The 24,816-nt window shown below is 58.1% G+C and carries 28 protein-coding genes and 1 tRNA gene; 18 read left to right on the top strand and 11 right to left on the bottom strand.

Translation table 11 applies throughout. The annotated features are described in order from the left end of the window. Positions 1-86: 86 nt before the first annotated feature. The 10 genes from CRO59_RS01915 to CRO59_RS01870 form a co-directional block, all read right to left on the bottom strand. On the bottom strand, positions 87-2,972 hold the full coding sequence (locus CRO59_RS01915) for a DUF927 domain-containing protein (RefSeq protein WP_097086155.1): 2,886 nt from the start codon (positions 2,970-2,972) through the stop codon (positions 87-89). Further along, positions 2,969-3,241 (bottom strand): DUF3077 domain-containing protein, encoded by a 273-nt coding sequence (locus CRO59_RS01910; protein WP_097086153.1) that lies wholly within the window; start codon positions 3,239-3,241, stop codon positions 2,969-2,971. The genes CRO59_RS01915 and CRO59_RS01910 overlap by 4 nt, the downstream gene beginning before the upstream one ends. Beyond that, entirely contained in the window at positions 3,238-3,519 is a 282-nt protein-coding gene (locus CRO59_RS01905) for a hypothetical protein (RefSeq protein ID WP_097086151.1), read from the bottom strand. The genes CRO59_RS01910 and CRO59_RS01905 overlap by 4 nt, the downstream gene beginning before the upstream one ends. A 531-nt stretch (positions 3,520-4,050) precedes the next feature. Continuing rightward, a complete protein-coding gene (locus CRO59_RS01900) occupies positions 4,051-4,356 on the bottom strand; it encodes a hypothetical protein (protein WP_097086150.1) in 306 nt (101 codons plus the stop codon). Further along, entirely contained in the window at positions 4,353-4,622 is a 270-nt protein-coding gene (locus CRO59_RS01895; RefSeq protein WP_097086148.1) for an AlpA family transcriptional regulator, read from the bottom strand. Before CRO59_RS01895 ends, CRO59_RS01900 begins: the two co-directional genes overlap by 4 nt. Continuing rightward, a complete protein-coding gene (locus CRO59_RS01890; protein WP_097086146.1) occupies positions 4,619-4,867 on the bottom strand; it encodes a helix-turn-helix domain-containing protein in 249 nt (82 codons plus the stop codon). The genes CRO59_RS01895 and CRO59_RS01890 overlap by 4 nt, the downstream gene beginning before the upstream one ends. Before the next feature lie 194 nt (positions 4,868-5,061). Further along, complete coding sequence (locus tag CRO59_RS01885; protein WP_097086144.1) at positions 5,062-5,661, bottom strand: hypothetical protein; 600 nt, start codon at positions 5,659-5,661, stop codon at positions 5,062-5,064. Between the two features lie 27 nt (positions 5,662-5,688). After that, a complete protein-coding gene (locus tag CRO59_RS01880; RefSeq protein WP_097086142.1) occupies positions 5,689-6,543 on the bottom strand; it encodes a hypothetical protein in 855 nt (284 codons plus the stop codon). Between the two features lie 286 nt (positions 6,544-6,829). Further along, positions 6,830-8,071 (bottom strand): tyrosine-type recombinase/integrase, encoded by a 1,242-nt coding sequence (locus CRO59_RS01875; protein WP_097086140.1) that lies wholly within the window; start codon positions 8,069-8,071, stop codon positions 6,830-6,832. Positions 8,072-8,235: 164 nt separating this feature from the next. Next, positions 8,236-8,320: transfer RNA gene (locus tag CRO59_RS01870), tRNA-Leu, on the bottom strand. Between the two features lie 108 nt (positions 8,321-8,428). Here CRO59_RS01870 and queA point away from each other — a divergent pair. From queA to CRO59_RS01840, 6 genes are all read left to right on the top strand, one after another. Continuing rightward, complete coding sequence (queA, locus tag CRO59_RS01865; RefSeq protein ID WP_097086138.1) at positions 8,429-9,493, top strand: tRNA preQ1(34) S-adenosylmethionine ribosyltransferase-isomerase QueA; 1,065 nt, start codon at positions 8,429-8,431, stop codon at positions 9,491-9,493. A 14-nt stretch (positions 9,494-9,507) separates the two neighbouring features. After that, a complete protein-coding gene (tgt, locus tag CRO59_RS01860) occupies positions 9,508-10,623 on the top strand; it encodes a tRNA guanosine(34) transglycosylase Tgt (protein ID WP_161794909.1) in 1,116 nt (371 codons plus the stop codon). Between the two features lie 43 nt (positions 10,624-10,666). Then, positions 10,667-11,005 (top strand): preprotein translocase subunit YajC, encoded by a 339-nt coding sequence (yajC, locus tag CRO59_RS01855; RefSeq protein WP_003227923.1) that lies wholly within the window; start codon positions 10,667-10,669, stop codon positions 11,003-11,005. A gap of 64 nt (positions 11,006-11,069) precedes the next feature. Continuing rightward, positions 11,070-12,938 (top strand): protein translocase subunit SecD, encoded by a 1,869-nt coding sequence (secD, locus tag CRO59_RS01850; RefSeq protein ID WP_096795518.1) that lies wholly within the window; start codon positions 11,070-11,072, stop codon positions 12,936-12,938. Between the two features lie 9 nt (positions 12,939-12,947). After that, positions 12,948-13,862, top strand: a complete 915-nt coding sequence (gene secF, locus CRO59_RS01845; RefSeq protein WP_096795519.1) for a protein translocase subunit SecF — start codon at positions 12,948-12,950, stop codon at positions 13,860-13,862. A gap of 121 nt (positions 13,863-13,983) precedes the next feature. Next, positions 13,984-14,532 (top strand): glycine zipper 2TM domain-containing protein, encoded by a 549-nt coding sequence (locus CRO59_RS01840; protein WP_027612139.1) that lies wholly within the window; start codon positions 13,984-13,986, stop codon positions 14,530-14,532. Positions 14,533-14,780: 248 nt separating this feature from the next. Here CRO59_RS01840 and suhB read toward each other — a convergent pair whose 3' ends face one another. After that, positions 14,781-15,599 carry an inositol-phosphate phosphatase gene (gene suhB / locus CRO59_RS01835; RefSeq protein WP_003227916.1) on the bottom strand — a complete coding sequence of 273 codons (819 nt, stop codon included), beginning with the start codon at positions 15,597-15,599 and terminating at the stop codon, positions 14,781-14,783. Between the two features lie 145 nt (positions 15,600-15,744). Between suhB and trmJ the strand changes: the two genes are divergently transcribed. The 12 genes from trmJ (at position 15,745) to rlmN (ending at position 24,808) form a co-directional block, all read left to right on the top strand. Continuing rightward, entirely contained in the window at positions 15,745-16,515 is a 771-nt protein-coding gene (gene trmJ / locus CRO59_RS01830) for a tRNA (cytosine(32)/uridine(32)-2'-O)-methyltransferase TrmJ (protein WP_027612138.1), read from the top strand. A gap of 3 nt (positions 16,516-16,518) precedes the next feature. Then, a complete protein-coding gene (cysE, locus tag CRO59_RS01825) occupies positions 16,519-17,295 on the top strand; it encodes a serine O-acetyltransferase (protein WP_003227913.1) in 777 nt (258 codons plus the stop codon). A 240-nt stretch (positions 17,296-17,535) separates the two neighbouring features. Beyond that, positions 17,536-18,027 (top strand): Fe-S cluster assembly transcriptional regulator IscR, encoded by a 492-nt coding sequence (iscR, locus tag CRO59_RS01820; RefSeq protein WP_007956690.1) that lies wholly within the window; start codon positions 17,536-17,538, stop codon positions 18,025-18,027. A gap of 50 nt (positions 18,028-18,077) precedes the next feature. Beyond that, on the top strand, positions 18,078-19,292 hold the full coding sequence (locus CRO59_RS01815; RefSeq protein ID WP_007964423.1) for an IscS subfamily cysteine desulfurase: 1,215 nt from the start codon (positions 18,078-18,080) through the stop codon (positions 19,290-19,292). A gap of 83 nt (positions 19,293-19,375) precedes the next feature. Next, on the top strand, positions 19,376-19,762 hold the full coding sequence (gene iscU, locus CRO59_RS01810; protein WP_003227907.1) for a Fe-S cluster assembly scaffold IscU: 387 nt from the start codon (positions 19,376-19,378) through the stop codon (positions 19,760-19,762). 28 nt (positions 19,763-19,790) lie between these two features. Beyond that, the gene (gene iscA / locus CRO59_RS01805; RefSeq protein WP_003227904.1) at positions 19,791-20,114 is read left to right on the top strand and encodes an iron-sulfur cluster assembly protein IscA; all 324 of its coding nucleotides are present in this window, start codon (positions 19,791-19,793) and stop codon (positions 20,112-20,114) included. A gap of 8 nt (positions 20,115-20,122) precedes the next feature. Then, positions 20,123-20,644, top strand: a complete 522-nt coding sequence (gene hscB, locus CRO59_RS01800) for a co-chaperone HscB (protein ID WP_003227901.1) — start codon at positions 20,123-20,125, stop codon at positions 20,642-20,644. A 51-nt stretch (positions 20,645-20,695) separates the two neighbouring features. Beyond that, on the top strand, positions 20,696-22,561 hold the full coding sequence (gene hscA / locus CRO59_RS01795; protein WP_003227899.1) for a Fe-S protein assembly chaperone HscA: 1,866 nt from the start codon (positions 20,696-20,698) through the stop codon (positions 22,559-22,561). After that, on the top strand, positions 22,561-22,902 hold the full coding sequence (gene fdx, locus CRO59_RS01790) for an ISC system 2Fe-2S type ferredoxin (protein WP_041071821.1): 342 nt from the start codon (positions 22,561-22,563) through the stop codon (positions 22,900-22,902). Before hscA ends, fdx begins: the two co-directional genes overlap by 1 nt. A 14-nt stretch (positions 22,903-22,916) precedes the next feature. After that, the gene (gene iscX / locus CRO59_RS01785) at positions 22,917-23,117 is read left to right on the top strand and encodes a Fe-S cluster assembly protein IscX (RefSeq protein WP_034156257.1); all 201 of its coding nucleotides are present in this window, start codon (positions 22,917-22,919) and stop codon (positions 23,115-23,117) included. An 88-nt stretch (positions 23,118-23,205) separates the two neighbouring features. Further along, positions 23,206-23,631, top strand: a complete 426-nt coding sequence (gene ndk, locus CRO59_RS01780; RefSeq protein ID WP_007964426.1) for a nucleoside-diphosphate kinase — start codon at positions 23,206-23,208, stop codon at positions 23,629-23,631. A 28-nt stretch (positions 23,632-23,659) separates the two neighbouring features. Continuing rightward, positions 23,660-24,808, top strand: a complete 1,149-nt coding sequence (gene rlmN, locus CRO59_RS01775; protein WP_003227893.1) for a 23S rRNA (adenine(2503)-C(2))-methyltransferase RlmN — start codon at positions 23,660-23,662, stop codon at positions 24,806-24,808. Positions 24,809-24,816 lie beyond the last annotated feature (8 nt).

The raw sequence follows: 24,816 nt of genomic DNA, 5'->3' as shown, positions 1-24,816 counted from the left end.
TCCATTTCAGATTTTGATACTCGTTCGATTGGATTCCGGGCGGGCCAGACCCGAAGCGGCCGGCAGCTCTCCACGATCCGCCAACTTCACGCGGCTTCGGTTTCAAAGGAGAGGAGGGCGTTGGCATGCACCACGTACGCTCTCGTTTTGGCGAGCCCAGGCAGCCGCACCGATTGCGCTGCACGACCTTCCGCGCTGGCTTCCAGAATCCCGCGCTCGATCAGCTCCCGATTGACCAGAGTTAGGCTCATGCCTTTGAACACCTCAGCCCTCCACGCAGTGGGCAAGAAGTAGTAGGTGACCAGCGTGTAAACGCCATCGCCCATACCGTGTTCAACCGTGCGCCGAAAACCGAGGCGGTCGGTGGTTCGTGGTGCGTGATCGTCGGTTTTGGCCGCAAGACCGTCCCAGCGGGTGAAGCGGCTTTCACCGAATCGCTCGATGACTTGCTGCAATCGACTCACGATGGCGTCACCTTCCATGTTCCCGGCGCCACCGCGTTCCTCGAGCCAAGCATTCAGGCAAACTTGCGCCGCTGTGGTCGCGGTGCCCTCCGGCCAGCCTGTTACACCGAGCGCCGTCGCGAGTTCACCTGCGGCAGCGGCAAGACCGAAGCGAGCAGCGGCACGATGCGCTTGACCGCTGGCGGAAGCAGGAAGGGCCTTGGCGATGAAGCGCTCCACCGTGCGCCGCAGCATGGCTGTCCAGCCGAGCATTTCACCGGGCTTGCACAGCGCTGACAGGAACGCGGTAAGCGGTGTACCGTAGTATTTGCCTACTCGTGCTTTGAGTGCGTCCGACAGGGCTGCGGCGTCTTCGAACCCGTTCAGCACGTCGAACATGCCCAGCCCTTTGCTCGCATCCGCAGGCACCGCCAGCATGCGGATTTCCATCCCTGCCTTTAGCTCTTTGTTCGCATCGGCCATGTGCTGCGCCAGTGTCTTTTCGCCGGTCGAGAGAAATAGCAGGCGCCACTCTTGCACCTGACGGCCTGCTTGCCCTCGATCATTGGCGCGCGCTTTACCCGTGCCGTTGCCGAGCATGTACACCGTTTCACCGATAATGCGCGGATCGCACATACCGATTTCGTCGAGTACCAGAACGCCGTCCGAATGCGCGGCGGCAATCGACTCCAATGCGTTATCCGTCGAGCGCCAGGACCGGACCAGCCGCGGTCCGCCGTAGACCGAGGCGGCAACTTGCAGGTGTGTCGTCTTACCGCCGGAGCTGTCTCCGTATAGATGAAAGCCACCTGATTCATGCCCCAGCAAATGCAAAAGCGGTCCGGCAAAGGCCACGCTGACAACGAACGCCAAGCGGTGATTCCCAACGCAAAGCGCGCCGATCTGCTGTTGCCATTGCTCCAATGTGCCGGCCTCGCTTATGGGAGGAAGCTGCGCACCGGAATCACAAAAGAACAGATGCTCATGGCTGTTGCCGATCTGCTGATCAGGCAGCAGGTATGCAGGTCCATGCCATCCAAGGCGAGTGACCAAGCGTGCCCGCTCGTTGCTGTCGAACCCTTGCAGGTAACTTTGAAGATCGTTGCGCGCATTGCGACCGGAGCGCGTTCCAGGCAAGCGCAATCCCATATCCACCAGCGGCCCTAATACGTCTTTGCCGAAGTCGCCGGTCATGTTGCGAGCAGGAATGTTCCAACGTTTTTTTGCGCCGTCCGGGTCGTCGAACTCAACCAGCAGACCCCAGTTGTGGCCCTTGTCGTCTCGAGTACGGGCGAGGATCTCCAAGGAGGAGCACACAGGCCGTGACTCACCATCATCGCCGGTATAGAACACACCTTCGGGGGCCAATCGAAAACCACCGGGTAGCAAATCGGTTTTCGATTTTGCCGGTTGTTTGGCTGCTGCTTTTGGCTCTGCAGGCTCGTCGGATTGCTCGTGAGCGAGTGAGACGAAAAACTCACCGCAGCGCTCCAGCTCGGCGACGTGTGCTGCCGTCCAACCTTTAGCCAGCGCGTCGGCGGCATCGTCCCCGTCGTCCCATTTGCCACCTTTGGCAAACGCTGCTCGATCATCCTTCAAAGTGGGCTTGCGTTTAAACACATTGAGCGCGACAAACCGGACCGATTCGGCGCCGATCTCGTGCAGTTTTTTGGCGACTTCTTCCATGCACGACTTGCCGCTGCTGTCGTTGTCCGGCCAAAGCACAACCGAGCGCCCCTTGAGCGGTGTCAGATCGGCCTTGTGCCAAGAGTTGGACCCGTTCGGCCAGCACGTTGCCACGTAGTCTGGCATCAGTTCGCCTGCCGCGTCGGCGGCTTTTTCGCCTTCGCACAACACGACAGGGACGGCATCGCGCAGTGCCAATTCTTCTAGGCGCAGGAGCGGACGCGGGTCAGGCAATCCCTGCCAGCGCCATTGCGTGGTTTCGCTGTTGGAGCGCTGGCACCAAGTCAGTGGTGCGAAGACTTTTTTGGGCTTTCCGTCTTCATCTGGAACGAGATCAAAGCGGTAAAGAGCCATGAGTGGTTGACCGCTAGCGTCACGGTAGATCCAGACTTTCGAAGGGGCGCCGTGTTCTCGATGGCGGACCGGGCAACGTTTCATAGCGTCGGCCGGGATCGGCTGTATAGCGGTCCATGTTGGCGCTTTGGTTTTGCTTTGAGCGATAGTTGATTGCGCTGCACCGACACTTACGCTCAGCAGTTCGGTTAGCTTCGCGCACGCCTCGACATCGGTGCCGCCGTCCAAGTAGCGGACTAAATCAATCAGGTCGCCGCCCTTGTCTCCAGTAGCGAAGTCAGCCCAAGTGCCTTTGTTCAAATTAATCTTGAGCGAGCCGGCGCGCTTGTCAGTGCGAGTCGGATTGGGAGCGGTGTATTCCTTGCCACCGTCCACACGCTTTCCGTTGGGCAACCAGTACGCGAGGACACGTTCAATGTCCTTCAGCGAGGCGGCTTTTATGTCGCCGAAGCTCGGACGCTTCACTTTACTGTTCTGGCGCTGGCTCATGTGTCGGCCCTCGACAGGAACAGCGTGTCAGTCACGTCATCGAGCAGTGCTTTTGCCATTTCACCCAAGTACAGGGCAGGCCAACTAAAGCGCTCGCCTTGATCGCTCATAGCTGCATCGCGACTGAGCTGGTTAACGCGTTCTTGGAGTTGGGAAGCGATCTCTAGCGCGTCTTCGACCGGAATGCCCGGGTTCACCCGGAATAGCTTCAAACCGCGGGCGTTTGCGAATGAAAAATCCATACGGCCAATCGTGGTCAATGCGCTCATAGCGAACCGCCTTTCTGATCCGCTGGGACAGAAGTGTTATCGCCGTGCATGGCAAGGGTTTTGATCAGGCCAAGAGTGCCGCGAACATCCCAAATGACGGCGGCGATAACACGGTTAGAGAGGCGCGACTCACCTTCAAAGTGGTCCTCGAGTAACGTCAGCACCGAGTCGGCGCGCTCAATTGCGCAGGCGATGGCGTCAATCGGTACACCGGCCCCGACACGCTGGCTGACGCTGAGAATGTCTTCGGGCAGGGCAAAGCTCAGGGCGCTGTTCATTGGGCACCGCCTGCGGCTTCGAGAGCGCGAGCTTTGGCCATGTGGTCGTTGTAGCGGGCGAGACGTGTAACAAGACTGGAGTTGGCGTGTAGAGCGGCGAGAGCCATTGCACGGTGTGCAGCGGCGCGAATTTTGGACGGATTGAGGGCGTGCATAAGTGAAGCTCCTGTATGTGAGGAGCTGCCACGGATCGTCGCCAAACGATGTAAGGGTGGCAGCTGTGCGCGGGTTGGCGAACCGGGCATACAGGACCCCGGCAGACCCGAAGGTCTCCCACGCACAGCCACCATAAAGCAGGAGTGCGGGCACAAAAAAAGCGCCAGCAATCGGTATGGGGGCGCCTGTGCGCCTGTATGTACTCGGGTCGCCAAACCCGATCACTGATTTTGCAGTGATGGCGGCAGGATAACCCCGAGTTTTTATCCGCGCAACCAGCACGAAGCCTTGCGCATTTTTTTGATGCGACATAAATTGACCGGGCATACAGATTGACCTCAAACGCCCCCGGTTGCCGCCGGGGGCGTTTTCGTTTCAGACGTGGGCTTCCCAACGCAGATTGAGCAGGGGCAGGAAGCCGTCATTGAGCATTGAGCGGGCGTCTTCGTAGGCTTCCGTTTGCTGGCCTTCGTCGACGATCACCGCACCGATGTTTTCGCAGTGGAGTGCGAGGGCGCACCAAGTGCCGTCGGCCCAGCTAAGTACGCTGACCACGCGTCCCTGTTTGTCCTGGCGGCTGCGATAGCGCTCGAGGCGCTGCATCGTGGCGGCTGAAAAGCCGATGCGGCGCAGCACTGAAAAGGGATGCATCAAGGCTTGATTGGCAGTTGGATTACTCACGCTGCCACCTCATCGCGTGCTTGAATGCGACCTAGTGCCCAAGCTTGAACTTCCGACAAAACCCAGGCGACTGGGGCGCCGCGAGCGTTGCTGCTGGTGAGTTTTACGGTTTTTGGAAAGCCACTTTCAGGCTCATTCATCAACCTGTAGATAGTAGGGCGTGCGAGACCGACGATGGCCATGACCTCGGCAATGCGGATGAGTGTCACCGATTGATCGATTGGCGTGGAGTCTTTTGCAGAGGTGTGATGACGAGGGGAAGTCATTGCTTGTTCCTCACACTTACTGCGGCGCAGTGCGTGCGGCTTTCCAGCCACATAGATACATCTTTAGGCCGGTAGCGCACGCGGCTTCCTACTTTCACGTACGGCAGAGGATTGCGACGCGAGCTGCGCCAGGCGGCGAGCGTGCGATGCGATAGACCTAGAGTCGCTGCGACTTGATCGGGAGTGAGCAAATCAGTGGTGGAGGGTGAAAGCGGGATGATGGATTGAAGCGTCGTGGCAGTCATTGAGCGTTTCCTGTAGTCGTTAAGAGTTACAGGGCTAACGCTAATTGGAGAAATGGAAACGAACGGCAGTTCACTTCCCATTCGAATCGCTGCAAATTTTTTGGGAGGCTTGACCTATCGCTGCCTAATTACACAGTAATGATTGAGGATTAATTTGATAGCGAGCCAAAAATTTATGTTCAGCTCGCGCTAGTTTATTTTATTTGCATTGGGTCCCGCCATTCTACGCATTTGGTTTGCTGATTAACCTGCACAAGTATTAGTCCGCCTAGAGGGGGAGTGCTCAAATCGAAGCCAATCGAGGTGAGAGGTTTTGCATCGCAGTGATAGTCCATTAGAAAATCTAAAAATATATCTACGATCTCCTTATAGTTGTTGTCGTCGGTATGTTTCGGTATTAGAAGTTTGAATTTTATCCTTTCATTTGCGTCTGCATAAATTGAAAATGCCGAGGTATAGGGGTTGTTTTTCTTCAGCTTACCTGTTGAGCCGATTAAAGTTGGCTCAATCCTAGGTTTGGACATTACTTTTTTGGATGTTTCGAAAAGTTTTTGCTTGAGAAGCCTATAATGGTCTTTGCCCATCTCGCCAAAAAAACCATCGAAGTAGGGCTTTGAAATGTAAGCTGCAACTAAAGGAAGGACAAACCATTCGAGACTCGCTTGAGGACCGATGGGGGGTCTGGATTGGACTTTTATAGTTAGTCGTTCATCTAGTATAGAGTCTTCAAAATCCTGAAATAAATCTTTTGGCAAGGTGTCTTCGTAAATTAGTGCGATTTCCGGTTTGCTCATCTCTAACTTCCCATGTTTTACAAATAGTTACTTTCTTACAGCGGCGCTGAGTACTCCGCCCTCGACCAAAATGTTCCGTATTTGTTTAGTGGACAGCTTGGCTGCACCGCTCGGCGTTTTGAGCGCTGAGTCAGTACCGACAATAACCCCTACAACCTCTCGCTCTGATCGTCCATCACTGAGCAGACGCTTAGCGTGGGAGCAAATGCTCTGATTGCGGTCTATGACGGCTTCGCGACGTATATTTGCTGAGCTATAGCCTGCTTTGCGTGCGGTCGCGCTGATCCGGATTTTATCGGCGCTGCTCAGCACCGGTGAAGCATAGACGTTAGCCAAAGTCATGTAATTCCGGGCGGTCCCTATCAAGTCTGCCGCGGCTTCCCTAGCTTCGATTTCCAGGTGCGCCAGCTCATGGCGCACCTCCATCGCAAACTCTGCGACGTCGTTCGACGCCTCTTCATTAAGTGCGGCTAAGCTCTCAAAACTTCCTGAGCACAAATCTGTATCGAAGCCACTCAGCCACCTCTCAAGCGTCTCAATAGCTCGACAAGCGCGATCAATCGCCAGCGCAGCAATATACTGGCTATCATTTATCGCCGAATTGGCCGACTCCCCTGCTATCCAGCGGATGCAGCGAGGCAGGTCGTCCCTAGAACGTTCAAACTGTTGACTTATGTTGTTGGAGAGTCGTCTTACATTTGCCAATACGCGGACGGATTCAACGGACCACTCCCCATCTTTCAGGTGGCTCGCCCAATGCTCTTGGCCATTTCGTATGAGGTCAAGGGCATCATCGATGCGTTCTGCAAATTCTTCGTAGAGCGTGAATCGCTCGAACGTCTCAACAATCTCCCAACCTTCAATGTTGAGGGGGTCGCTCAAGTAAAAAGCTCTACTCAAAACTCACCCCCTCGCCCCGTCTTTGCATTCAATAAAACGCGAGTACTTGCGCCCGGCGAGGCTAGAAGACCGCCAGTGAGGGTAGGGAGGTGCTGCTTCGAAGTGCTACCGTCTTTGGAACACCTTTTGTGTGCCATCGACAATGTGTTCCAGTTGAGCGCTATTTGTGTTCCATCGTTGAAAGCCCCGAAATTAAAGGCTTTCATCAGTTTCGGAACACATGGAACACGCGGAACACCGCGTTTTTGAGGATTCAGGATTCGCATGTTCAAAAGGCTTGTCCGAACTGGCCTAGCACGACGTTCCCATTCTGCAATTTGTCCAGATGGTCGGCATACCACTGCATCATGGCTGTTCGTTGCTCGAGGTACTGAGCTTTGTTGTAGACCCCTGAGATGCCCTCTTCTTTGTGGGCCAATTGCGCCTCGACATGTTCCTTTGGCCATCCGTGTTCGCGGAGCAGTGTGCTTGCCGTGTGCCGTGTGCCGTGACCAACAAGACGTCCTTTGTAGCCTATGGTCGCGAATACCTTATTGATCGTGTTCTCACTGATAGTCGGATTCTTTGCACCAACCCCCGGAAATAGCCAGCGGCTGCGCCCGGTTAAAGCGTGCAGCTCTCTAAGTGCTAACAGTGCTTGGCGCGGAAGGGGGCACACGAAGTCTCGGCGCATCTTCATCTTCGATGCAGGTGTAGTCCAAAGAGCTTTATCGAGATCAAACTCTTTCCACTCTGCGAGACGAACCATTCCCGGCCTAGAGGCTGTCCATATGCAAAGCCATGCCGCCGTTCGGGCGGTCAGTCTGCTGGGGGTGTTCTTTAAGGCGGTGAGAAACTCGCCGAGTTCGGGTTCTAGCAAATGAGGGTGTTGTTGAGTCTTCGGTGCTTGAGCTGCGATGTCGCGTAGACGGCTACCTGGATCGTTTTCTGTCAGTCCCAATCCGATTGCTCTGCCGAAGATCTGATTGACCCACGTTCGACATTTTTCAGCAACGTTATGCGCCTCACGAGCTTCGAGGGAGGCCTGGAGATTTGCACAATCGGTTCGGGTTATTTCGTCCAGAGGTTTATCACCAAGCGCTGGAAGAATGTCTTTGTCGAGGTAGGTGCGGATTTTATTGAGGGTAGAGGAGGCAAGACCTTTTTCCTCCTTTGCCTTGAGCCAAGCTTCCGCAGCCGCTCTGAAGGTCCGGGTTCGAGCGGCATCGATTGCCGCTTTTGCCGAGCGCTTCTGTTCAAGAGGGTCGGCACCGCTACTGACAACCTTTCGTAGATCGGCTGCTTTTTCACGGGCAAGTGCGCCGCTGACTTCTGGATAGCCGCCGAGGCCCATCCAGGCCCAGTTACCTGCAGGTCGCTTGTACCGGAGTTGCCATGATTTGCCACCGTCCGGTTTGACCCGGAAATATAAGCCGTTTCCATCCAGCTCCCGATATTCCTTAGTTTCAGGCTCAAGCCCTGCAAGCGTGGTATCGGCGAGGGGGCGGCGCTTGATGTCTGCGCGTTTCATCCTTGTATCCCAAAGTTCGGTATTTTTCTCAGGATACAAGCAGGGATACAGGGATACAACGGATAAGGGAAGACAGGGATAAACAGACAGGCACAAAAAAACCGGCCAAGTGGCCGGTTTCTCTGGGTCTGAGAGGCTGGTAGAGACTCTCAGATACTGCTATGTGGTGCCCCGAGGGAGACTCGAACTCCCACTCCTTTCGAAAACGGATTTTGAATCCGCCGCGTCTACCAATTCCGCCATCAGGGCTCAATGGCGGCGAAGTATAGAGAGGTGATTACCGTTGGTCAATCACGTTTCATGGTCAATTTTTGATAATTCCGCTAGACTTTCCGGCCCTGCTAGACGAACCCCATCATGCGCGTTGCTGACTTTACCTTCGAGCTTCCTGATTCGCTGATCGCCCGCCACCCTTTGGCCGAGCGTCGCGGCAGTCGCCTGCTGACCCTTGATGGGCCGAGCGGCGCCCTTGCACACCGTCAATTCACTGATTTGCTTGAGCATTTGCGCTCGGGCGATTTGATGGTATTCAACAATACCCGGGTGATTCCGGCGCGGTTGTTCGGGCAGAAAGCCTCGGGCGGCAAGCTGGAAATCCTCATCGAACGCGTGCTCGATTCGCACCGCGTGCTGGCCCATGTGCGCTCCAGCAAGTCGCCGAAGCCGGGTTCGAAGATCCTCATCGACGGCGGTGGCGAAGCCGAGATGCTCGCGCGTCACGATGCGCTGTTCGAGCTGGGCTTTGCTGAAGAAGTGCTGCCGCTGCTCGATCGCGTCGGGCACATGCCGTTGCCTCCTTATATAGACCGCCCGGATGAAGGCTCGGATCGCGAGCGCTATCAGACCGTGTACGCCCAGCGCCTGGGGGCGGTGGCGGCGCCGACGGCGGGGCTGCATTTCGATCAGCCGCTGATGGAGGCGATTGCCGCCAAGGGCGTCGAGACCGCGTTCGTCACGCTGCACGTCGGTGCGGGGACGTTCCAGCCGGTGCGCGTCGACAAGATCGAAGATCACCACATGCACAGCGAGTGGCTGGAAGTCGGCCAGGACGTGGTCGACGCCGTTGCCGCGTGCCGTGAGCGTGGCGGGCGGGTGATTGCCGTGGGTACCACCAGCGTGCGTTCGCTGGAAAGTGCCGCGCGTGATGGCGTGCTCAAGCCGTTCAGCGGCGACACCGACATCTTTATCTACCCGGGCCGGCCGTTCCATGTGGTCGATGCCCTGGTCACCAATTTTCATTTGCCCGAATCCACGCTGTTGATGCTGGTTTCGGCGTTCGCCGGTTATCCCGAAACCATGGCCGCCTATAAAGCCGCCGTCGACAACGGCTACCGCTTTTTCAGCTACGGTGATGCGATGTTCATCACCCGTAATCCCGCCCCGACTGCCCCTGAACACACAGGCCCAGAGGAAACAGAATGAGTCGCGAATGTCGCATGTCCTTTGAACTGCTTGCCACCGATGGCAAGGCTCGTCGTGGTCGGCTGACCTTCCCGCGTGGCACCGTCGAGACCCCGGCGTTCATGCCGGTGGGCACCTATGGCACGGTCAAGGGCATGTTGCCGCGTGACATCGTCGCCACTGGCGCGGAAATCATTCTGGGCAATACCTTCCACCTGTGGCTGCGCCCGGGCACCGAGGTGATCAAGGAGCACGGCGACCTGCACGACTTCATGCAGTGGAAAGGCCCGATCCTCACCGACTCCGGCGGTTTCCAGGTGTTCAGCCTGGGCGCGATGCGCAAGATCAAGGAAGAGGGCGTGACCTTCGCCTCCCCGGTCGACGGCTCGAAAGTGTTCATGGGCCCGGAAGAATCGATGCAGGTGCAGCGCGATCTGGGTTCCGACATCGTGATGATCTTCGACGAGTGCACGCCGTACCCGGCTGACGAAGACGTCGCCCGCGTATCCATGGAGCTGTCGCTGCGTTGGGCCCAGCGCTCGAAAAACGCGCATGGCGACAACACGGCGGCGCTGTTCGGTATCGTTCAGGGCGGCATGCACCAGGATCTGCGCATGCGCTCGCTGGAAGGCCTCGACAAGATCGGCTTCGATGGCCTGGCCATTGGCGGTCTGTCGGTGGGCGAGCCGAAGCACGAGATGATCAAGGTGCTGGATTATCTGCCGGGCATGATGCCGGCTGACAAACCTCGTTACCTTATGGGCGTTGGCAAACCGGAAGATCTGGTTGAGGGTGTGCGCCGCGGTGTGGACATGTTCGATTGCGTGATGCCAACCCGTAATGCCCGCAATGGGCATCTGTTCATTGATACAGGCGTGCTGAAGATCCGTAACGCGTTCCATCGCCATGATGATTCGCCGCTGGATCCGACCTGCGATTGCTATACCTGCCAGAACTTCTCCCGCGCTTATCTGCATCACCTGGACAAGTGCGGCGAAATGCTCGGCAGCATGCTCAATACCATCCATAACTTGCGCCATTATCAGGTGCTGATGGCTGGTTTGCGCGAGGCTATTCAACAGGGTACATTGGCCGCCTTTGTCGATGCCTTCTACGCCAAACGCGGGCTCCCCGTTCCGCCTTTGGACTGAGTTTTCTGACCCCAAGATTCAACATTTGCAACTGGAGTGCTAAATGAGCTTTTTTATCTCTAACGCCATGGCTGACGCAGCTGCACCGGCTGCTGCAGGCCCAATGGGCGGCGGCTTCGAGTGGATTTTCCTGGTCGGTTTCCTGGTCATCTTCTACCTGATGATCTGGCGTCCACAGGCCAAGCGCGCCAAAGAGCAGAAGAACCTGCTGAGCAGCCTTGCGAAGGGTGACGAAGTGGTCACCACCGGCGGCATCGCCGGCAAGATCACCAAAGTGGCCGATGACTTCGTGGTTCTGGAAGTTTCCGACACCGTGGAAATGAAGTTCCAGAAGGGCGCCATCGCCGCCACGCTGCCAAAAGGCACGCTGAAAGCGATCTAAGGTTCCAACTTCTACTCAATCGACGGGGCGCGCAAGGCGCCCCGCGTTCATAACGGGCGGCGTGATGCTGAACAAATATCCTCTGTGGAAATACATTCTGATCCTGGCGGTGCTGGCGATCGGTCTGATTTATTCCGCTCCCAATCTATACCCCGATGACCCGGCCATTCAGATCAGCGGCGCCAGCACGGCACTGCAGGTCAATCAGGCCGATCTGGATCGCGTCAGCACCGCGCTGCGTGAGTCCGGGATCAACGTCAAGGCAGCTTCGCTGGCCGCCAACGGCAAGGGCGGTCTGATCCGTCTGACCAAGGCTGAAGACCAGCTGCCGGCCAAGGACGTTGTGCGCAAGGCATTGGGTGATGACTACGTCGTCGCACTGAACCTGGCACAGACCACCCCGCAATGGCTGCGCAACCTCGGCGCGCACCCGATGAAGCTGGGTCTGGACTTGTCCGGTGGTGTGCACTTCCTGCTGGAAGTGGACATGGACAAAGCCCTCGACGCCCGCCTGAAAGTCTACGAAGGCGACGTCAAGAGCCTGCTGCGCAAAGAGAAGCTGCGCTATCGCAGCCTGCCACAACTGGGCGGCGCCATTCAGTTGGGCTTCAGCGATGCTGACTCCCGCGAACAGGCCCGTGCGCTGATCCGCAAGAACTTCAACGATTTCGACATTGTTCCGGCCGACCTCAACGGTCAACCGGTGCTGCGTCTGGCGATGACCCCGGCCAAGCTGGCGGAAATCCGCGAATACTCCATCAAGCAGAACTTGACCACGGTACGTAACCGCGTCAACGAGCTGGGTGTTGCCGAACCGATCGTTCAGCGTCAGGGCGCCAACCGCATCGTGGTTGAGCTGCCGGGCGTGCAGGACACTGCCGAAGCCAAGCGTATTCTCGGCAAGACGGCCAACCTTGAGTTCCGTCTGGCTGCAGAGCCGGGTGCTTCGAAAGCCACTTCCGAGACCTTCGAGTTCCGTGAAGGCAAGCGTCCTCCTGCGCAGATCGAGCGTGGCCTGATCATCACCGGTGACCAGGTGACCGACGCCAAGGCCGGTTTCGGCGAGCACGGCACACCAGAAGTGAACATCCGTCTGGACGGTCACGGTGGCGAGCTGATGAGCCGCGCGACCCGTTCGAACGTGGGCCGCAGCATGGCGGTGATCTTCATCGAACAACGTCCGGTGACCACTTACACCAAGCAGGTTGTCGACGGCGTCGAGAAAGACGTGCCGGTTCAGACCTTCAAGGAAGAGAAGAAGATCATCAGTCTGGCGACCATTCAGTCGCCGCTGGGTGCGCAGTTCCGTATCACCGGCCTGAACGGCCAGGGCGAATCGTCCGAGCTGGCACTGCTGCTGCGTGCCGGTGGTCTGGCCGCGCCGATGTACTTCGCGGAAGAGCGCACAATCGGTCCGAGCCTGGGTGCTGACAACATCACCAAAGGTATCGATGCATCGCTGTGGGGCATGCTGTTCGTCTCGCTGTTCATTATCGCCATCTACCGCTTCTTCGGCGTGATCGCCACGGTCGCACTGGCGGTGAACATGGTGCTGCTGTTGGCGCTGATGTCGCTGCTGGGTGCAACGCTGACCCTGCCGGGTATCGCCGGTATCGTCTTGACCATGGGTATGGCGGTCGACGCCAACGTGCTGATCTTCTCGCGGATCCGTGAAGAGATCGCCGCCGGCATGACCGTGCAGCGTGCAATCAACGAAGGCTTCGGCCGGGCATTTACCGCGATTCTCGATGCCAACCTGACCACTCTGCTGGTCGGCGGCATCCTCTTCGCCATGGGCACCGGCCCGGTGAAGGGTTTCGCAGTGACCATGTCCCTCGGGATCTTTACCTCGATGTTCACGGCCATCATGGTGACCCGCGCAATGGTCAACCTGATCTTCGGCGGACGTGACTTCAAGAAGTTGTGGATTTAAGGGGCTGCCATGTTACGTACAATCAACTTCATGGGCGTTCGCAACTTTGCGTTCGGCGTCACTGTGTTTCTCACCGTTCTGGCCTTGTTCAGCGTTTTCCACAAGGGCATGAACTGGGGTCTGGACTTCACCGGCGGTACGCTCATCGAGCTGACCTACGAGCGTCCGGCTGACGTCACCAAAGTGCGCGAGCAACTGGCGACTTCCGGTTACCACGAAGCCATCGTGCAGAACTTCGGTGCGACCACCGACCTGCTGGTGCGCATGCCGGGTGAAGATCCGCAGCTGGGCCATCAGGTAGCAGACGCGCTGCAGAAAGTCGGCGGCGACAACCCGGCGACGGTCAAGCGTGTCGAGTTCGTCGGCCCGCAGGTCGGTGAAGAACTGCGCGACCAGGGCGGCCTCGGCATGCTGCTGGCGCTCGGCGGCATCCTGATCTACCTGGCTTTCCGCTTTCAGTGGAAATTCGCGGTCGGCGCCATCGTTTCGCTGATTCACGACGTGATCGTGACAGTCGGTATCCTGTCGTTCTTCCAGATCACCTTCGACCTGACGGTGCTGGCGGCGGTACTGGCGATCATCGGTTACTCGCTGAACGACACCATCGTCGTGTTCGACCGGGTTCGTGAAAACTTCCGTGTGCTGCGCAAGGCTTCGTTGATCGAGAACATCAACATCTCGACCACCCAGACCCTGCTGCGGACCATGGCAACGTCGATCTCCACCTTGCTGGCGATCGCTGCGCTGCTGTTCTTCGGTGGCGACAACCTGTTCGGCTTCTCCATCGCTCTGTTCATCGGTGTTCTGGCGGGTACCTACTCGTCGATCTACATCGCGAACGTGGTACTGATCTGGCTGAACCTGAGCACCGAGGATCTGATTCCTCCGGCCAACACCGAGAAGGAAGTCGACGACCGTCCATAACGGCCATCGCTTCACCGGTTGTCAGCCCGAAAAAGGCGCGAGTTGAACTCGCGCCTTTTTTTATGCTCCAAGGCTGGGAGAAGCGCGGGCGCGTCCCGCATGTGATGGTCAGGAGGTTCATGTGAACAAGTCGTTGCTGGTTGGTGCGGTATTGGGTGCTGTCGGTGTGACTGCCGGGGGTGCTGTTGCCACCTACAGCCTGGTTAAAAGCGGCCCTGAGTATGCGCAAGTGCTGGCCGTAGAACCGGTCAAAACACAGATCAAGACTCCACGTGAAGTGTGCAAGGATGTTGCTGTAACCCGCCAGGCGCCGGTCAAGGATCAACACCAGATCCTCGGTACCGCGATTGGTGCGGTAGCGGGTGGTTTGCTGGGTAACCAGATTGGCGGCGGTACCGGCAAGAAGATTGCTACGGTCGCTGGCGCGGTCGGTGGCGGTTATGCCGGTAACAAGGTGCAGGAAGGCATGCAGAACCGCGATACCTACACCACCACCCAGACTCGCTGTAACACTGTGAATGACATCAGCGACAAAGTCGTCGGTTACGACGTGCGTTACTCGCTCGATGGCAAGGAAGGCAAAGTGCGGATGGATCGCGATCCGGGCAACCAGATTCCGGTCGACAAGGAAGGCAAGCTGATTCTGTCGCAGAATCAGCCGGCTCAGTAAGGACCGACTGTTTAACAAGAAGCACCCTGCGGGGTGCTTTTTTGTGCCCGGAATTTCTGGCTAAACCCGGATTTCTTGTGGGAGCGAGTCTGCTCGCGAATGCATTCTGACAGTCAATATTGATGTCGGCTGGCATACCGCATTCGCGAGCAGGCTCGCTCCCACATGAAGGTTTTGGTGATCTGAAGATCGAATTCCAGGCATAAAAAAAGCACCCCAAAGGGTGCTTTTTGCTTTTCGCAGGAAGCTTAGCGCTTCAGCGAAGCCGGCAGGTGCGGCTGGATCGCCGTCAGTACTGCCTTGAAGCATTTGGTATTGCCGGCAACGATGTGGCCTTTTTCAAGGAAATCGTGACCGCCGGTGAAGTCGCTCACCAGGCCGCCAGCTTCTTGAATCAGCAGGGCGCCTGCAGCCATGTCCCACTCGGACAGACCCGATTCCCAGAACGCGTCGAAACGACCGGCAGCCACGTAGGCCAGGTCCAGGCTGGCGGAGCCGGCGCGGCGGATGCCGGCAGTCTGGCCAACCAGGGCGCGGAACATGCCCAGGTAGTTGTCGAGGTTGTCCATCTGGTCGTCACGGAACGGGAAGCCAGTGCCCAGCAGAGCGCCGTCGAGGCTGGTGCGACCGCTGACGCGCAGACGACGACCGTTCAGTTGAGCGCCGCGACCACGGCTGGCGGTGAATTCTTCCTGGCGAACCGGGTCCAGAACCACAGCGTGTTCCAGGCGACCACGGTATTTGCAGGCAATGCTGACGGCAAAGTGAGGAATGCCACGCAGGAAGTTGGTGGTGCCGTCCAGTGGATCGATGATCCACAGGTACTCTTCGCCTTCGATGCCGTTACCGACGTGCATGCCGGTCTCTTCACCCTGGATCGAGTGATTCGGGTAAGCCTTGCGCAGAGCGTCGATGATTTTCTGTTCGGCGGCGCGATCGACCTCGGATACATAATCCTTGGCGTCTTTTTCGTCGACCTTGATGGTATCCAGGCGCTCGATGGAGCGGAAGATCAGTTCACTGGCGCTGCGGGCGGCGCGCAGCGCGATATTCAGCATGGGCTGCATGGATGTGTCACCTAAGGTTGTTAAAGAAAGCCGCGCATTCTATCAGAACTTTTCTTCAGGTGAAGGTCGCTGTTCGCTTTCATAGCTTAACGGTAGGCTGTTCTGTAAGATTTGCACCCCTTTCCTGTGTCCGAGAGCGCCTCCCTTGCTGCAGAACATTCGTGTCGTCCTGGTCAATACCAGCCACCCCGGCAACATCGGCGGGGCCGCGCGCGCCATGAAAAACATGGGTCTGTCGCGGCTGGTGCTGGTCGAACCGCGGTTGTTTCCGCACCACGAAGCCGATGCTCGAGCTTCCGGTGCCGGGGATATCCTTGAAAATGCTCAAGTCGTCGCCACTCTGGAAGACGCTCTGGTCGGCTGCAATCTGGTGCTCGGCACCAGCGCCCGTGACCGGCGCATTCCCTGGCCGTTGCTCGATCCGCGCGAATGCGGGAGCAAAGTGGTCGAGGAAGCGGGGCAGGGCGCGCAAATCGCGTTGGTGTTCGGTCGTGAAGACTCCGGCCTGACCAACGAGGAGCTGCAGCGATGTCACTTTCACGTGCACATCCCCTCCGATCCTGAGTTCAGCTCGTTGAACCTCGGGGCGGCGGTGCAGGTGTTGAGCTACGAAGTGCGCATGGCCTGGCTGGCCGCTCAAGGGCAGCCGACCAAGATTGAGAAAGAAGAAGTGGCCTCGGTGAAAAGCGCCGAGCTCGCGACCATGGATGAGCTGGAGCGCTTTTACGAGCATCTGGAGCAGACGCTGGTTGCCATCGAATTCCTCGATCCGGAAAAGCCAAGGCACTTGATGGCGCGCCTGCGCCGATTGTACGGACGCAGCTCGGTCAGCCGGGCGGAAATGAATATTTTGCGTGGCATCCTCACGGAAACCCAAAAAGCGGCCCGTGGTGAGCTTCTTAAGCGGAAGGACTGAATGATGTTTGAGCGTTTGCGTGAAGATATCCAGAGCGTATTCCATCGAGACCCGGCGGCGCGTAACGCTTTTGAAGTCCTGACCTGCTACCCCGGTATGCACGCGATCTGGATTCATCGGTTGGCCGGGATGCTGTGGCGCAACGAGCTGAAATGGCTGGCGCGGCTGGTGTCGAACTTCGGTCGCTGGTTGACCGGGATCGAAATTCATCCGGGTGCCAAAGTTGGTCGGCGCTTTTTCATTGACCACGGCATGGGCATCGTCATTGGTGAAACCGCCGAGATCGGCGATGACGTGACCATTTATCAGGGCGTAACCCTCGGCGGCACCAGTTGGAACAAGGGCAAGCGCCACCCGACGCTGGGTGATGGGGTTGTCGTGGGTGCTGGTGCCAAAGTGCTCGGTCCATTCACGGTGGGGGCTGGCGCGAAAGTCGGCTCCAATGCAGTGGTCACCAAGGAAGTGCCGCCGGGCGCCACAGTGGTGGGGATTCCGGGGCGGATCATCGTCAAAACCGATGAAGAGCAGGACGCCAAGCGCAAAGCGATGGCTGAGAAGATCGGCTTCGATGCTTATGGTGTCAGCGAAGACATGCCCGATCCGGTGGCCCGAGCCATCGGTCAGTTGCTCGATCACCTGCAAGCGGTGGATGGACGGCTGGAAGGGATGTGCGGCGCGCTGAAGGATCTGGGCAGTAATTACTGTGCGAAAGATCTGCCTGAGCTGCGCGAAGAAGACTTTGCCTGTGTGAAGGGCAAGGATCAGAGCCAAGCCAGCTAAACCGCGGCGCTGCTTTTCGCGAGCAAGCCCGCTCCCACATTGGAATGCATCTCCCCTGTGGGAGCGGGCTTGCTCGCGAAGAACGATAACGCGGTTGCGCTGGCTGTACGCCGCCAGCCTTTGCTATGATGCGCGCGCTCTTTTGCGGGTAAACCCGACTAAAGCACTAGGTCTTATAGTTGACTTAAATGCTCGGGAATTGCATACTCCCGCCCATTCCGAACTCCGTGGTAATTGTCCATGCGACTGACTACAAAAGGCCGATACGCCGTGACCGCCATGCTTGACCTGGCGTTGCACGCGCAGCACGGGCCGGTGTCCCTGGCCGATATCTCCGAGCGCCAAGGCATCTCCCTGTCCTATCTCGAACAGCTTTTCGCCAAGCTGCGCCGCAGTAACCTGGTTTCCAGTGTTCGCGGTCCAGGCGGTGGTTACCAGCTGTCGCGCGACATGCAGGGCATCCAGGTGGCTCAGGTGATCGATGCGGTCAACGAATCGGTCGATGCTACAAAGTGCCAGGGCCAGGGCGATTGCCATTCCGGCGACACCTGCCTGACTCATCACCTGTGGTGCGACCTGAGCCTGCAGATTCACGAATTTCTCAGCGGTATCAGCTTGGCCGACCTCGTAACTCGCCGTGAGGTGCAGGAAGTGGCCCAGCGTCAGGATCAGCGTCGTTGCAATGGCAAGGCGCCGCGCCTGGACAAGATTGAAGCGTCCGCCGTCGAATGACAGCCAAAGAGCTAGCGGCACGCCAGCCAGCCTGATTTAGGAGATAGTCCATGAAATTGCCGATTTACCTTGATTACTCTGCGACCACCCCGGTCGATCCGCGCGTTGCGCAAAAGATGAGTGAATGCCTGCTGGTCGACGGAAACTTCGGTAACCCGGCGTCCCGTTCCCACGTGTTCGGCTGGAAAGCTGAAGAGTCCGTCGAAAACGCCCGTCGTCAGGTGGCCGATCTGGTCAACGCTGACCCGCGTGAAATCGTCTGGACATCCGGTGCCACCGAATCCGACAACCTGGCGATCAAGGGTGCGGCGCATTTCTATGGCTCCAAGGGCAAGCACCTGATCACCAGCAAGATCGAACACAAGGCCGTTCTCGACACCATGCGCCAACTGGAGCGTGAAGGTTTCGAAGTGACCTACCTCGAGCCGACCGAAGACGGTCTGATCACCCCGGCGATGATCGAAGCGGCACTGCGCGAAGACACCATTCTGGTGTCGGTGATGCACGTGAACAACGAAATCGGCACCATCAACGACATCGCTGCCATCGGCGAACTGACCCGCTCCAAGGGCGTTCTGCTGCATGTTGACGCGGCTCAGTCCACTGGCAAGGTCGACATTGACCTGCAGAAGCTGAAAGTCGACATGATGTCGTTCTCCGCCCACAAAACCTACGGCCCTAAAGGCATCGGCGCGCTGTACGTCAGCCGCAAGCCGCGTGTGCGCATCGAAGCGACCATGCACGGCGGCGGTCACGAACGTGGCATGCGTTCCGGCACCCTGGCGACCCACCAGATCGTCGGCATGGGCGAAGCGTTCCGTGTAGCCAAGGAAGACATGGCTGCCGAAAACGTGCGCATCAAAGCCCTGAGCGACCGCTTCTACAAGCAGGTCGAGCATCTGGAAGAGCTGTACGTCAACGGCAGCCTGACCGCCCGCGTTCCGCACAACCTGAACCTGAGCTTCAACTACGTTGAAGGCGAGTCGCTGATCATGGCGCTCAAGGATCTGGCGGTATCGTCCGGTTCGGCCTGCACCTCGGCATCCCTGGAACCTTCGTACGTTCTGCGCGCCCTCGGCCGCAACGACGAACTGGCGCACAGCTCGATCCGTTTCACCTTCGGCCGTTTCACCACCGAAGAAGAAATCGACTACGCCGCGCAGAAAGTCTGCGAGGCCGTTACCAAGCTGCGCGCTCTGTCGCCGCTGTGGGACATGTACAAAGACGGTGTCGACATTTCGAAAATCGAGTGGGCGGCACACTGATTTCAAGTCGCCGCGAACCGGCCCTGCGACCCCAGGTTGCAGGGCTTAAAGAGCGACTCTCTGATGAGTGAGGATTAAGCACCATGGCTTACAGCGAAAAGGTCATCGACCACTACGAAAACCCGCGCAACGTCGGCAAGATGAACGCGGAAGACCCGGATGTCGGCACCGGCATGGTCGGCGCTCCGGCGTGCGGCGACGTGATGCGTCTGCAGATCAAGGTCAACGATCAAGGCGTTATCGAAGACGCCAAGTTCAAGACCTATGGCTGCGGTTCGGCAATCGCTTCCAGCTCCCTGGCCACCGAGTGGATGAAGGGCAAGACGCTGGACGAAGCCGAGACCATCAAGAACACTCAGCTGGCCGAAGAACTGGCTCTGCCGCCAGTGAAAATCCACTGCTCGGTACTCGCTGAAGACGCTATCAAAGCGGCTGTTCGCGACTACAAGCAGAAGAAAGGCTTGATCTAAGCATTGCGCGACGAGTAAGGAGTCAACGATGGCTATCAGCATGACAGAAGCGGCTGCTCGACACGTGCGACGCTCCCTCGACGGGCGCGGCAAAGGTGAAGGGATTCGTCTGGGTGTTCGCACCACGGGCTGTTCCGGCCTTGCCTACGTGCTGGAGTTTGTCGACGAGGTGGTTGCCGAGGATCAGGTGTTCGAAAGTCACGGCGAGAAAGTGATCATCGACCCGAAAAGCCTGGCCTACCTGGACGGCACCGAGCTCGATTTCGTCAAGGAAGGGTTGAACGAAGGCTTCAAGTTCAACAACCCCAACGTACGCGGTGAATGTGGCTGCGGCGAAAGCTTCAACATCTGAGGCTTGTCGTGGGTATTCCTTGTCATTTCGCTTTATTCGAGCTGCAACCGAGCTTTCGCCTGGATCTCGAGCAGTTGGCCACGCGCTACCGTGAGTTGGCGCGCGGTGTTCATCCTGACCGCTTCGCCGACGCCTCCGAGCGTGAGCAGCGCTCAGCGCTCGAGCAGTCTGCGCGGCTTAACGACGCGTATCAGACGCTCAAGAGTCCTGCCCAGCGTGCACGCTACCTGCTGACCATCAGCGGGCATGAAGTGCCGATGGAAGTCACGGTCCATGATCCCGAGTTTCTTCTGCAGCAGATGCAATGGCGCGAAGAACTCGAAGACCTTCAGGACAGCGCCGACCTCGACGGTGTCGCGGTATTCAAGCGGCGCCTGAAGGTGGCTCAGGAACAGTTGAACGAAAGCTTCGCAGCCTGTTGGGATGATGCAGCGCAACGCGAACAGGCCGAACGCCTGATGCGGCGCATGCAGTTCCTCGACAAGCTCACCTACGAAGTGCGCCAGTTAGAAGAGCGCCTCGACGATTAACCCAGTGCCGCTCCGGTCGCACGCCTGATATACAGATAAGTCCTGATCACGATGGCCCTACTGCAGATCGCCGAACCCGGCCAAAGTCCTCAACCGCACCAGCGTCGTCTGGCTGTGGGAATCGACTTGGGCACTACCAATTCGCTGGTCGCTGCGTTGCGCAGTGGTCTTTCCGAGCCACTGGCCGACGCTGACGGGCAGGTCATCCTGCCGTCCGCCGTGCGTTATCACGCCGACCGCGTCGAGGTTGGCGAATCGGCCAAACTGGCCGCGTCCTCCGATCCCTTGAACACTGTGCTGTCGGTCAAGCGCCTGATGGGGCGTGGTTTGTCCGACGTCAAGCAATTGGGCGAGCAGCTGCCATACCGCTTTGTCGGCGGCGAATCGCACATGCCGTTCATCGACACCGTACAAGGCCCGAAAAGCCCGGTCGAAGTCTCCGCTGATATCCTCAAGGTGCTGCGTCAGCGTGCTGAAGCGACCCTGGGTGGCGAGCTGGTCGGTGCGGTGATCACCGTTCCGGCGTATTTCGACGATGCGCAGCGCCAGGCTACTAAAGACGCGGCGAAACTCGCCGGTCTGAACGTGCTGCGTCTGCTCAATGAGCCGACCGCTGCCGCCGTGGCGTATGGTCTGGACCAACACGCCGAAGGTCTGGTCGCAATCTATGACCTGGGCGGCGGAACCTTCGATATTTCGATTCTGCGTCTGACTGGCGGTGTTTTCGAAGTGCTGGCCACCGGCGGCGACAGCGCCTTGGGCGGGGATGACTTCGATCACGCGATTGCCGGCTGGATTATCGAGAGCGCCGGCCTGTCTGCCGATCTCGACCCGGGCGCACAACGCAATCTGCTGCAAACCGCCTGTGCGGCCAAAGAAGCCCTGACCGATGCGGCCAGCGTTGAAGTCGCCTACGGTGACTGGAAAGCGCAGCTGACCCGCGAAGCCTTCGATGCGCTGATCGAGCCGATGGTTGCTCGCAGCCTGAAAGCCTGCCGCCGCGCTGTGCGTGATTCCGGTATTGAGCTGGAAGACGTGCATGCCGTGGTCATGGTCGGTGGTTCGACCCGTGTGCCGCGTGTTCGCGAGGCCGTCGCCGAAGCCTTCGGTCGTCAGCCACTGACCGAAATCGACCCGGATCAAGTGGTGGCCATCGGGGCCGCGATCCAGGCGGATACGCTGGCTGGCAACAAGCGTGATGGCGGCGAACTGCTGCTGCTCGACGTGATTCCACTGTCCCTTGGGCTGGAAACCATGGGCGGGCTGATGGAGAAGGTGATTCCGCGCAACACCACCATCCCGGTCGCCCGCGCGCAGGACTTCACTACTTATAAAGACGGCCAGTCGGCCATGGCGATCCATGTGCTGCAGGGTGAGCGCGAGCTGATCAGCGACTGCCGCTCCCTGGCACGCTTCGAACTGCGCGGCATTCCGGCGATGGTGGCCGGCGCGGCGAAGATTCGCGTGACCTTCCAGGTCGATGCCGACGGTCTGCTCAGCGTGTCTGCCCGTGAACTGGGTTCGGGCGTTGAGGCGAGCATTCAGGTCAAGCCGTCCTACGGTCTGACCGACGGTGAAATCGCCAAGATGCTCAAGGATTCGTTCCAGCACGCCAACGACGACAAGGTCGCCCGCGTCCTGCGCGAGCAGCAAGTCGATGCCCAGCGTCTGATCGAGGCGGTGCAGGGCGCTCTGGAGGCTGATGGCGAGCGCTTGCTCGACGCCGAAGAGCGCATGGTCATCGAGTTGCAGATGCAGGAACTGGCCGAACTGATGAAAGGCACCGATGGTTACGCCATCGAGCAACAGACCAAGCGTCTGTCGCAAGTGACTGATGCTTTTGCTGCCCGCCGCATGGATCTGACGGTGAAAGCCGCTCTGTCGGGGCGCAATCTGAATGAAATCGAGGATATCTGATGCCGCAGGTCATTTTTCTGCCCCACGAGAAGTTCTGCCCTGAAGGGATGGTCGTCGAGGCTGAGCCTGGCACTTCGATTCTCGAGCTGGCTCACGAGCACCACATCGAGATGGAAAGTGCCTGTGGCGGCGTCTGCGCCTGCACCACTTGCCACTGCATCATCCGCGAGGGTTTCGACTCGCTGGAAGAGGCCGACGAACTGGAAGAAGACTTCCTCGATCGCGCCTGGGGTCTGGAAGCGCAATCGCGCCTGGCCTGTCAGGCTATCGTTGGTGAAGAAGATCTCACCGTCGAGATCCCGAAATATTCGCTTAACCATGCGGCCGAAGCGCCGCACTGACTGGTAAGACTGTCATGAGCTACGGTTGGAATGATGTTCAACGCATTGCAGAAGAATTGGCCGAAGCCAAGCCGGGTGTAGACCCGTTCTCTGTCAATTTCGTCGATCTGCAGCAATGGATCAAAGAGCTGCCGGATTTTGACAACACCTCTGGCCGGGTCGGCGAGAAAGTGTTGGAAGCGGTTCAGACGCGCTGGGCTGAAGAATTGGACTGATCGTCCTCGCAGGTTAGGCAATACCCAAGAACCCGCGTATAATTCGCGGGTTTAATTTTTCGCAAATTACTGTTTCTGGAGTTACACCATGGCTGTTCAACGTACTTTCTCCATCATCAAGCCTGACGCTGTTGCAAAAAACGTCATCGGCGAGATCACCACTCGTTTCGAAAAAGCAGGCCTGCGCGTTGTAGCTTCGAAACTGAAGCAGCTGTCCAAAGCTGAAGCTGAAGGCTTCTACGCTGAGCACAAAGAGCGCGGTTTCTTCGGCGACCTGGTTGCTTTCATGATCTCCGGTCCTGTTGTTGTTCAGGTACTGGAAGGCGAAAACGCTATCGCTCTGAACCGTGAGCTGATGGGCGCTACCAACCCTAAAGAAGCTGCTGCTGGCACCATCCGTGCTGACTTCGCCGAGTCGATCGACGCCAACGCCGTTCACGGTTCGGACTCCGAAGCCGCTGCTGCTCGCGAAATCTCGTACTTCTTCGCAGCTACTGAAGTAACCACTCGCTAAGCATTGCTTAAAGAGTGAAGGTGAATCCATGACTACATCGACTGTTAAAACAAACCTGCTGGGTCTGACCCAGCCGGAAATGGAAAAATTCTTCGACTCAATCGGGGAGAAGCGTTTCCGTGCCGGTCAGGTAATGAAATGGATTCACCACTTTGGCGTCGATGATTTCGACGCCATGACGAACGTCAGCAAGGCCTTGCGCGACAAGCTCAAGGCTATTGCTGAGGTCCGTGGTCCCGAAGTGGTCAGCGAGGACATTTCCAGCGACGGCACCCGTAAGTGGGTGGTGCGCGTGGCGTCCGGCAGCTGTGTCGAGACCGTCTACATTCCTCAGGGCAAACGCGGCACGCTGTGCGTTTCGTCCCAGGCAGGCTGTGCCCTGGACTGCAGTTTCTGCTCCACCGGCAAGCAAGGCTTCAACAGCAACCTCACCGCCGCCGAAGTCATCGGTCAGGTGTGGATTGCCAACAAATCCTTCGGCAGTGTTCCCGCCACCATCGACCGCGCCATCACCAACGTGGTGATGATGGGCATGGGCGAACCGCTGCTGAACTTCGACAACGTCGTGGCCGCCATGCATCTGATGATGGATGACCTCGGTTACGGGATCTCCAAGCGCCGCGTGACCCTGTCCACTTCGGGCGTGGTGCCGATGATCGATGAGCTGGCCAAGCACATCGACGTCTCCCTGGCGTTGTCCCTGCACGCACCGAATGACGCATTGCGTAACCAATTGGTGCCGATCAACAAGAAATATCCGCTTAAGATGCTGCTCGAGTCGTGCCAGCGCTACATGTCCGCCCTGGGCGAGAAACGTGTGCTGACCATCGAGTACACCTTGCTCAAGGATGTCAACGACAAGCTTGAGCACGCCGTGGAAATGATCGAGCTGCTCAAAGACATTCCGTGCAAGATCAACCTGATTCCGTTCAACCCGTTCCCGCATTCCGGTTACGAGCGGCCGAGCAACAACGCCATTCGTCGGTTCCAGGATCAGTTGCATCAGGCCGGCTTTAACGTCACTGTCCGCACCACCCGTGGTGAAGACATCGACGCCGCATGTGGTCAATTGGTAGGGCAGGTGCTGGATCGCACCCGTCGCAGTGAACGTTACATCGCCGTGCGCGAGTTGAGCGCCGACAGCGATCTGGCACAGAACGCCGCGAACACTAACTAAGAGAGGAT

The sequence above is a fragment of the Pseudomonas sp. LAMO17WK12:I5 genome, assembly GCF_900215165.1.
GTDB lineage: Bacteria > Pseudomonadota > Gammaproteobacteria > Pseudomonadales > Pseudomonadaceae > Aquipseudomonas > Aquipseudomonas putida_A.
The sequence above is the reverse complement of the archived record's forward strand: the minus strand, read 5'-3'. Positions and strand labels throughout refer to the sequence as shown.

What these genes read in the sequence shown, in the direction of transcription:
- CRO59_RS01915 (WP_097086155.1), bottom strand. Translation starts at nt 2,972, where the DNA reads ATGAGCCAGCGCCAGAACAGTAAAGTGAAGCGTCCGAGCTTCGGCGAC.
- CRO59_RS01910 (WP_097086153.1), bottom strand. Translation starts at nt 3,241, where the DNA reads ATGAGCGCATTGACCACGATTGGCCGTATGGATTTTTCATTCGCAAAC.
- CRO59_RS01905 (WP_097086151.1), bottom strand. Translation starts at nt 3,519, where the DNA reads ATGAACAGCGCCCTGAGCTTTGCCCTGCCCGAAGACATTCTCAGCGTC.
- CRO59_RS01895 (WP_097086148.1), bottom strand. Translation starts at nt 4,622, where the DNA reads ATGACTTCCCCTCGTCATCACACCTCTGCAAAAGACTCCACGCCAATC.
- CRO59_RS01890 (WP_097086146.1), bottom strand. Translation starts at nt 4,867, where the DNA reads ATGACTGCCACGACGCTTCAATCCATCATCCCGCTTTCACCCTCCACC.
- CRO59_RS01885 (WP_097086144.1), bottom strand. Translation starts at nt 5,661, where the DNA reads ATGAGCAAACCGGAAATCGCACTAATTTACGAAGACACCTTGCCAAAA.
- CRO59_RS01875 (WP_097086140.1), bottom strand. Translation starts at nt 8,071, where the DNA reads ATGAAACGCGCAGACATCAAGCGCCGCCCCCTCGCCGATACCACGCTT.
- queA (WP_097086138.1), top strand. Translation starts at nt 8,429, where the DNA reads ATGCGCGTTGCTGACTTTACCTTCGAGCTTCCTGATTCGCTGATCGCC.
- tgt (WP_161794909.1), top strand. Translation starts at nt 9,508, where the DNA reads ATGTCCTTTGAACTGCTTGCCACCGATGGCAAGGCTCGTCGTGGTCGG.
- yajC (WP_003227923.1), top strand. Translation starts at nt 10,667, where the DNA reads ATGAGCTTTTTTATCTCTAACGCCATGGCTGACGCAGCTGCACCGGCT.
- secD (WP_096795518.1), top strand. Translation starts at nt 11,070, where the DNA reads ATGCTGAACAAATATCCTCTGTGGAAATACATTCTGATCCTGGCGGTG.
- secF (WP_096795519.1), top strand. Translation starts at nt 12,948, where the DNA reads ATGTTACGTACAATCAACTTCATGGGCGTTCGCAACTTTGCGTTCGGC.
- suhB (WP_003227916.1), bottom strand. Translation starts at nt 15,599, where the DNA reads ATGCAGCCCATGCTGAATATCGCGCTGCGCGCCGCCCGCAGCGCCAGT.
- cysE (WP_003227913.1), top strand. Translation starts at nt 16,519, where the DNA reads ATGTTTGAGCGTTTGCGTGAAGATATCCAGAGCGTATTCCATCGAGAC.
- iscR (WP_007956690.1), top strand. Translation starts at nt 17,536, where the DNA reads ATGCGACTGACTACAAAAGGCCGATACGCCGTGACCGCCATGCTTGAC.
- CRO59_RS01815 (WP_007964423.1), top strand. Translation starts at nt 18,078, where the DNA reads ATGAAATTGCCGATTTACCTTGATTACTCTGCGACCACCCCGGTCGAT.
- iscU (WP_003227907.1), top strand. Translation starts at nt 19,376, where the DNA reads ATGGCTTACAGCGAAAAGGTCATCGACCACTACGAAAACCCGCGCAAC.
- iscA (WP_003227904.1), top strand. Translation starts at nt 19,791, where the DNA reads ATGGCTATCAGCATGACAGAAGCGGCTGCTCGACACGTGCGACGCTCC.
- hscA (WP_003227899.1), top strand. Translation starts at nt 20,696, where the DNA reads ATGGCCCTACTGCAGATCGCCGAACCCGGCCAAAGTCCTCAACCGCAC.
- fdx (WP_041071821.1), top strand. Translation starts at nt 22,561, where the DNA reads ATGCCGCAGGTCATTTTTCTGCCCCACGAGAAGTTCTGCCCTGAAGGG.
- iscX (WP_034156257.1), top strand. Translation starts at nt 22,917, where the DNA reads ATGAGCTACGGTTGGAATGATGTTCAACGCATTGCAGAAGAATTGGCC.
- ndk (WP_007964426.1), top strand. Translation starts at nt 23,206, where the DNA reads ATGGCTGTTCAACGTACTTTCTCCATCATCAAGCCTGACGCTGTTGCA.
- rlmN (WP_003227893.1), top strand. Translation starts at nt 23,660, where the DNA reads ATGACTACATCGACTGTTAAAACAAACCTGCTGGGTCTGACCCAGCCG.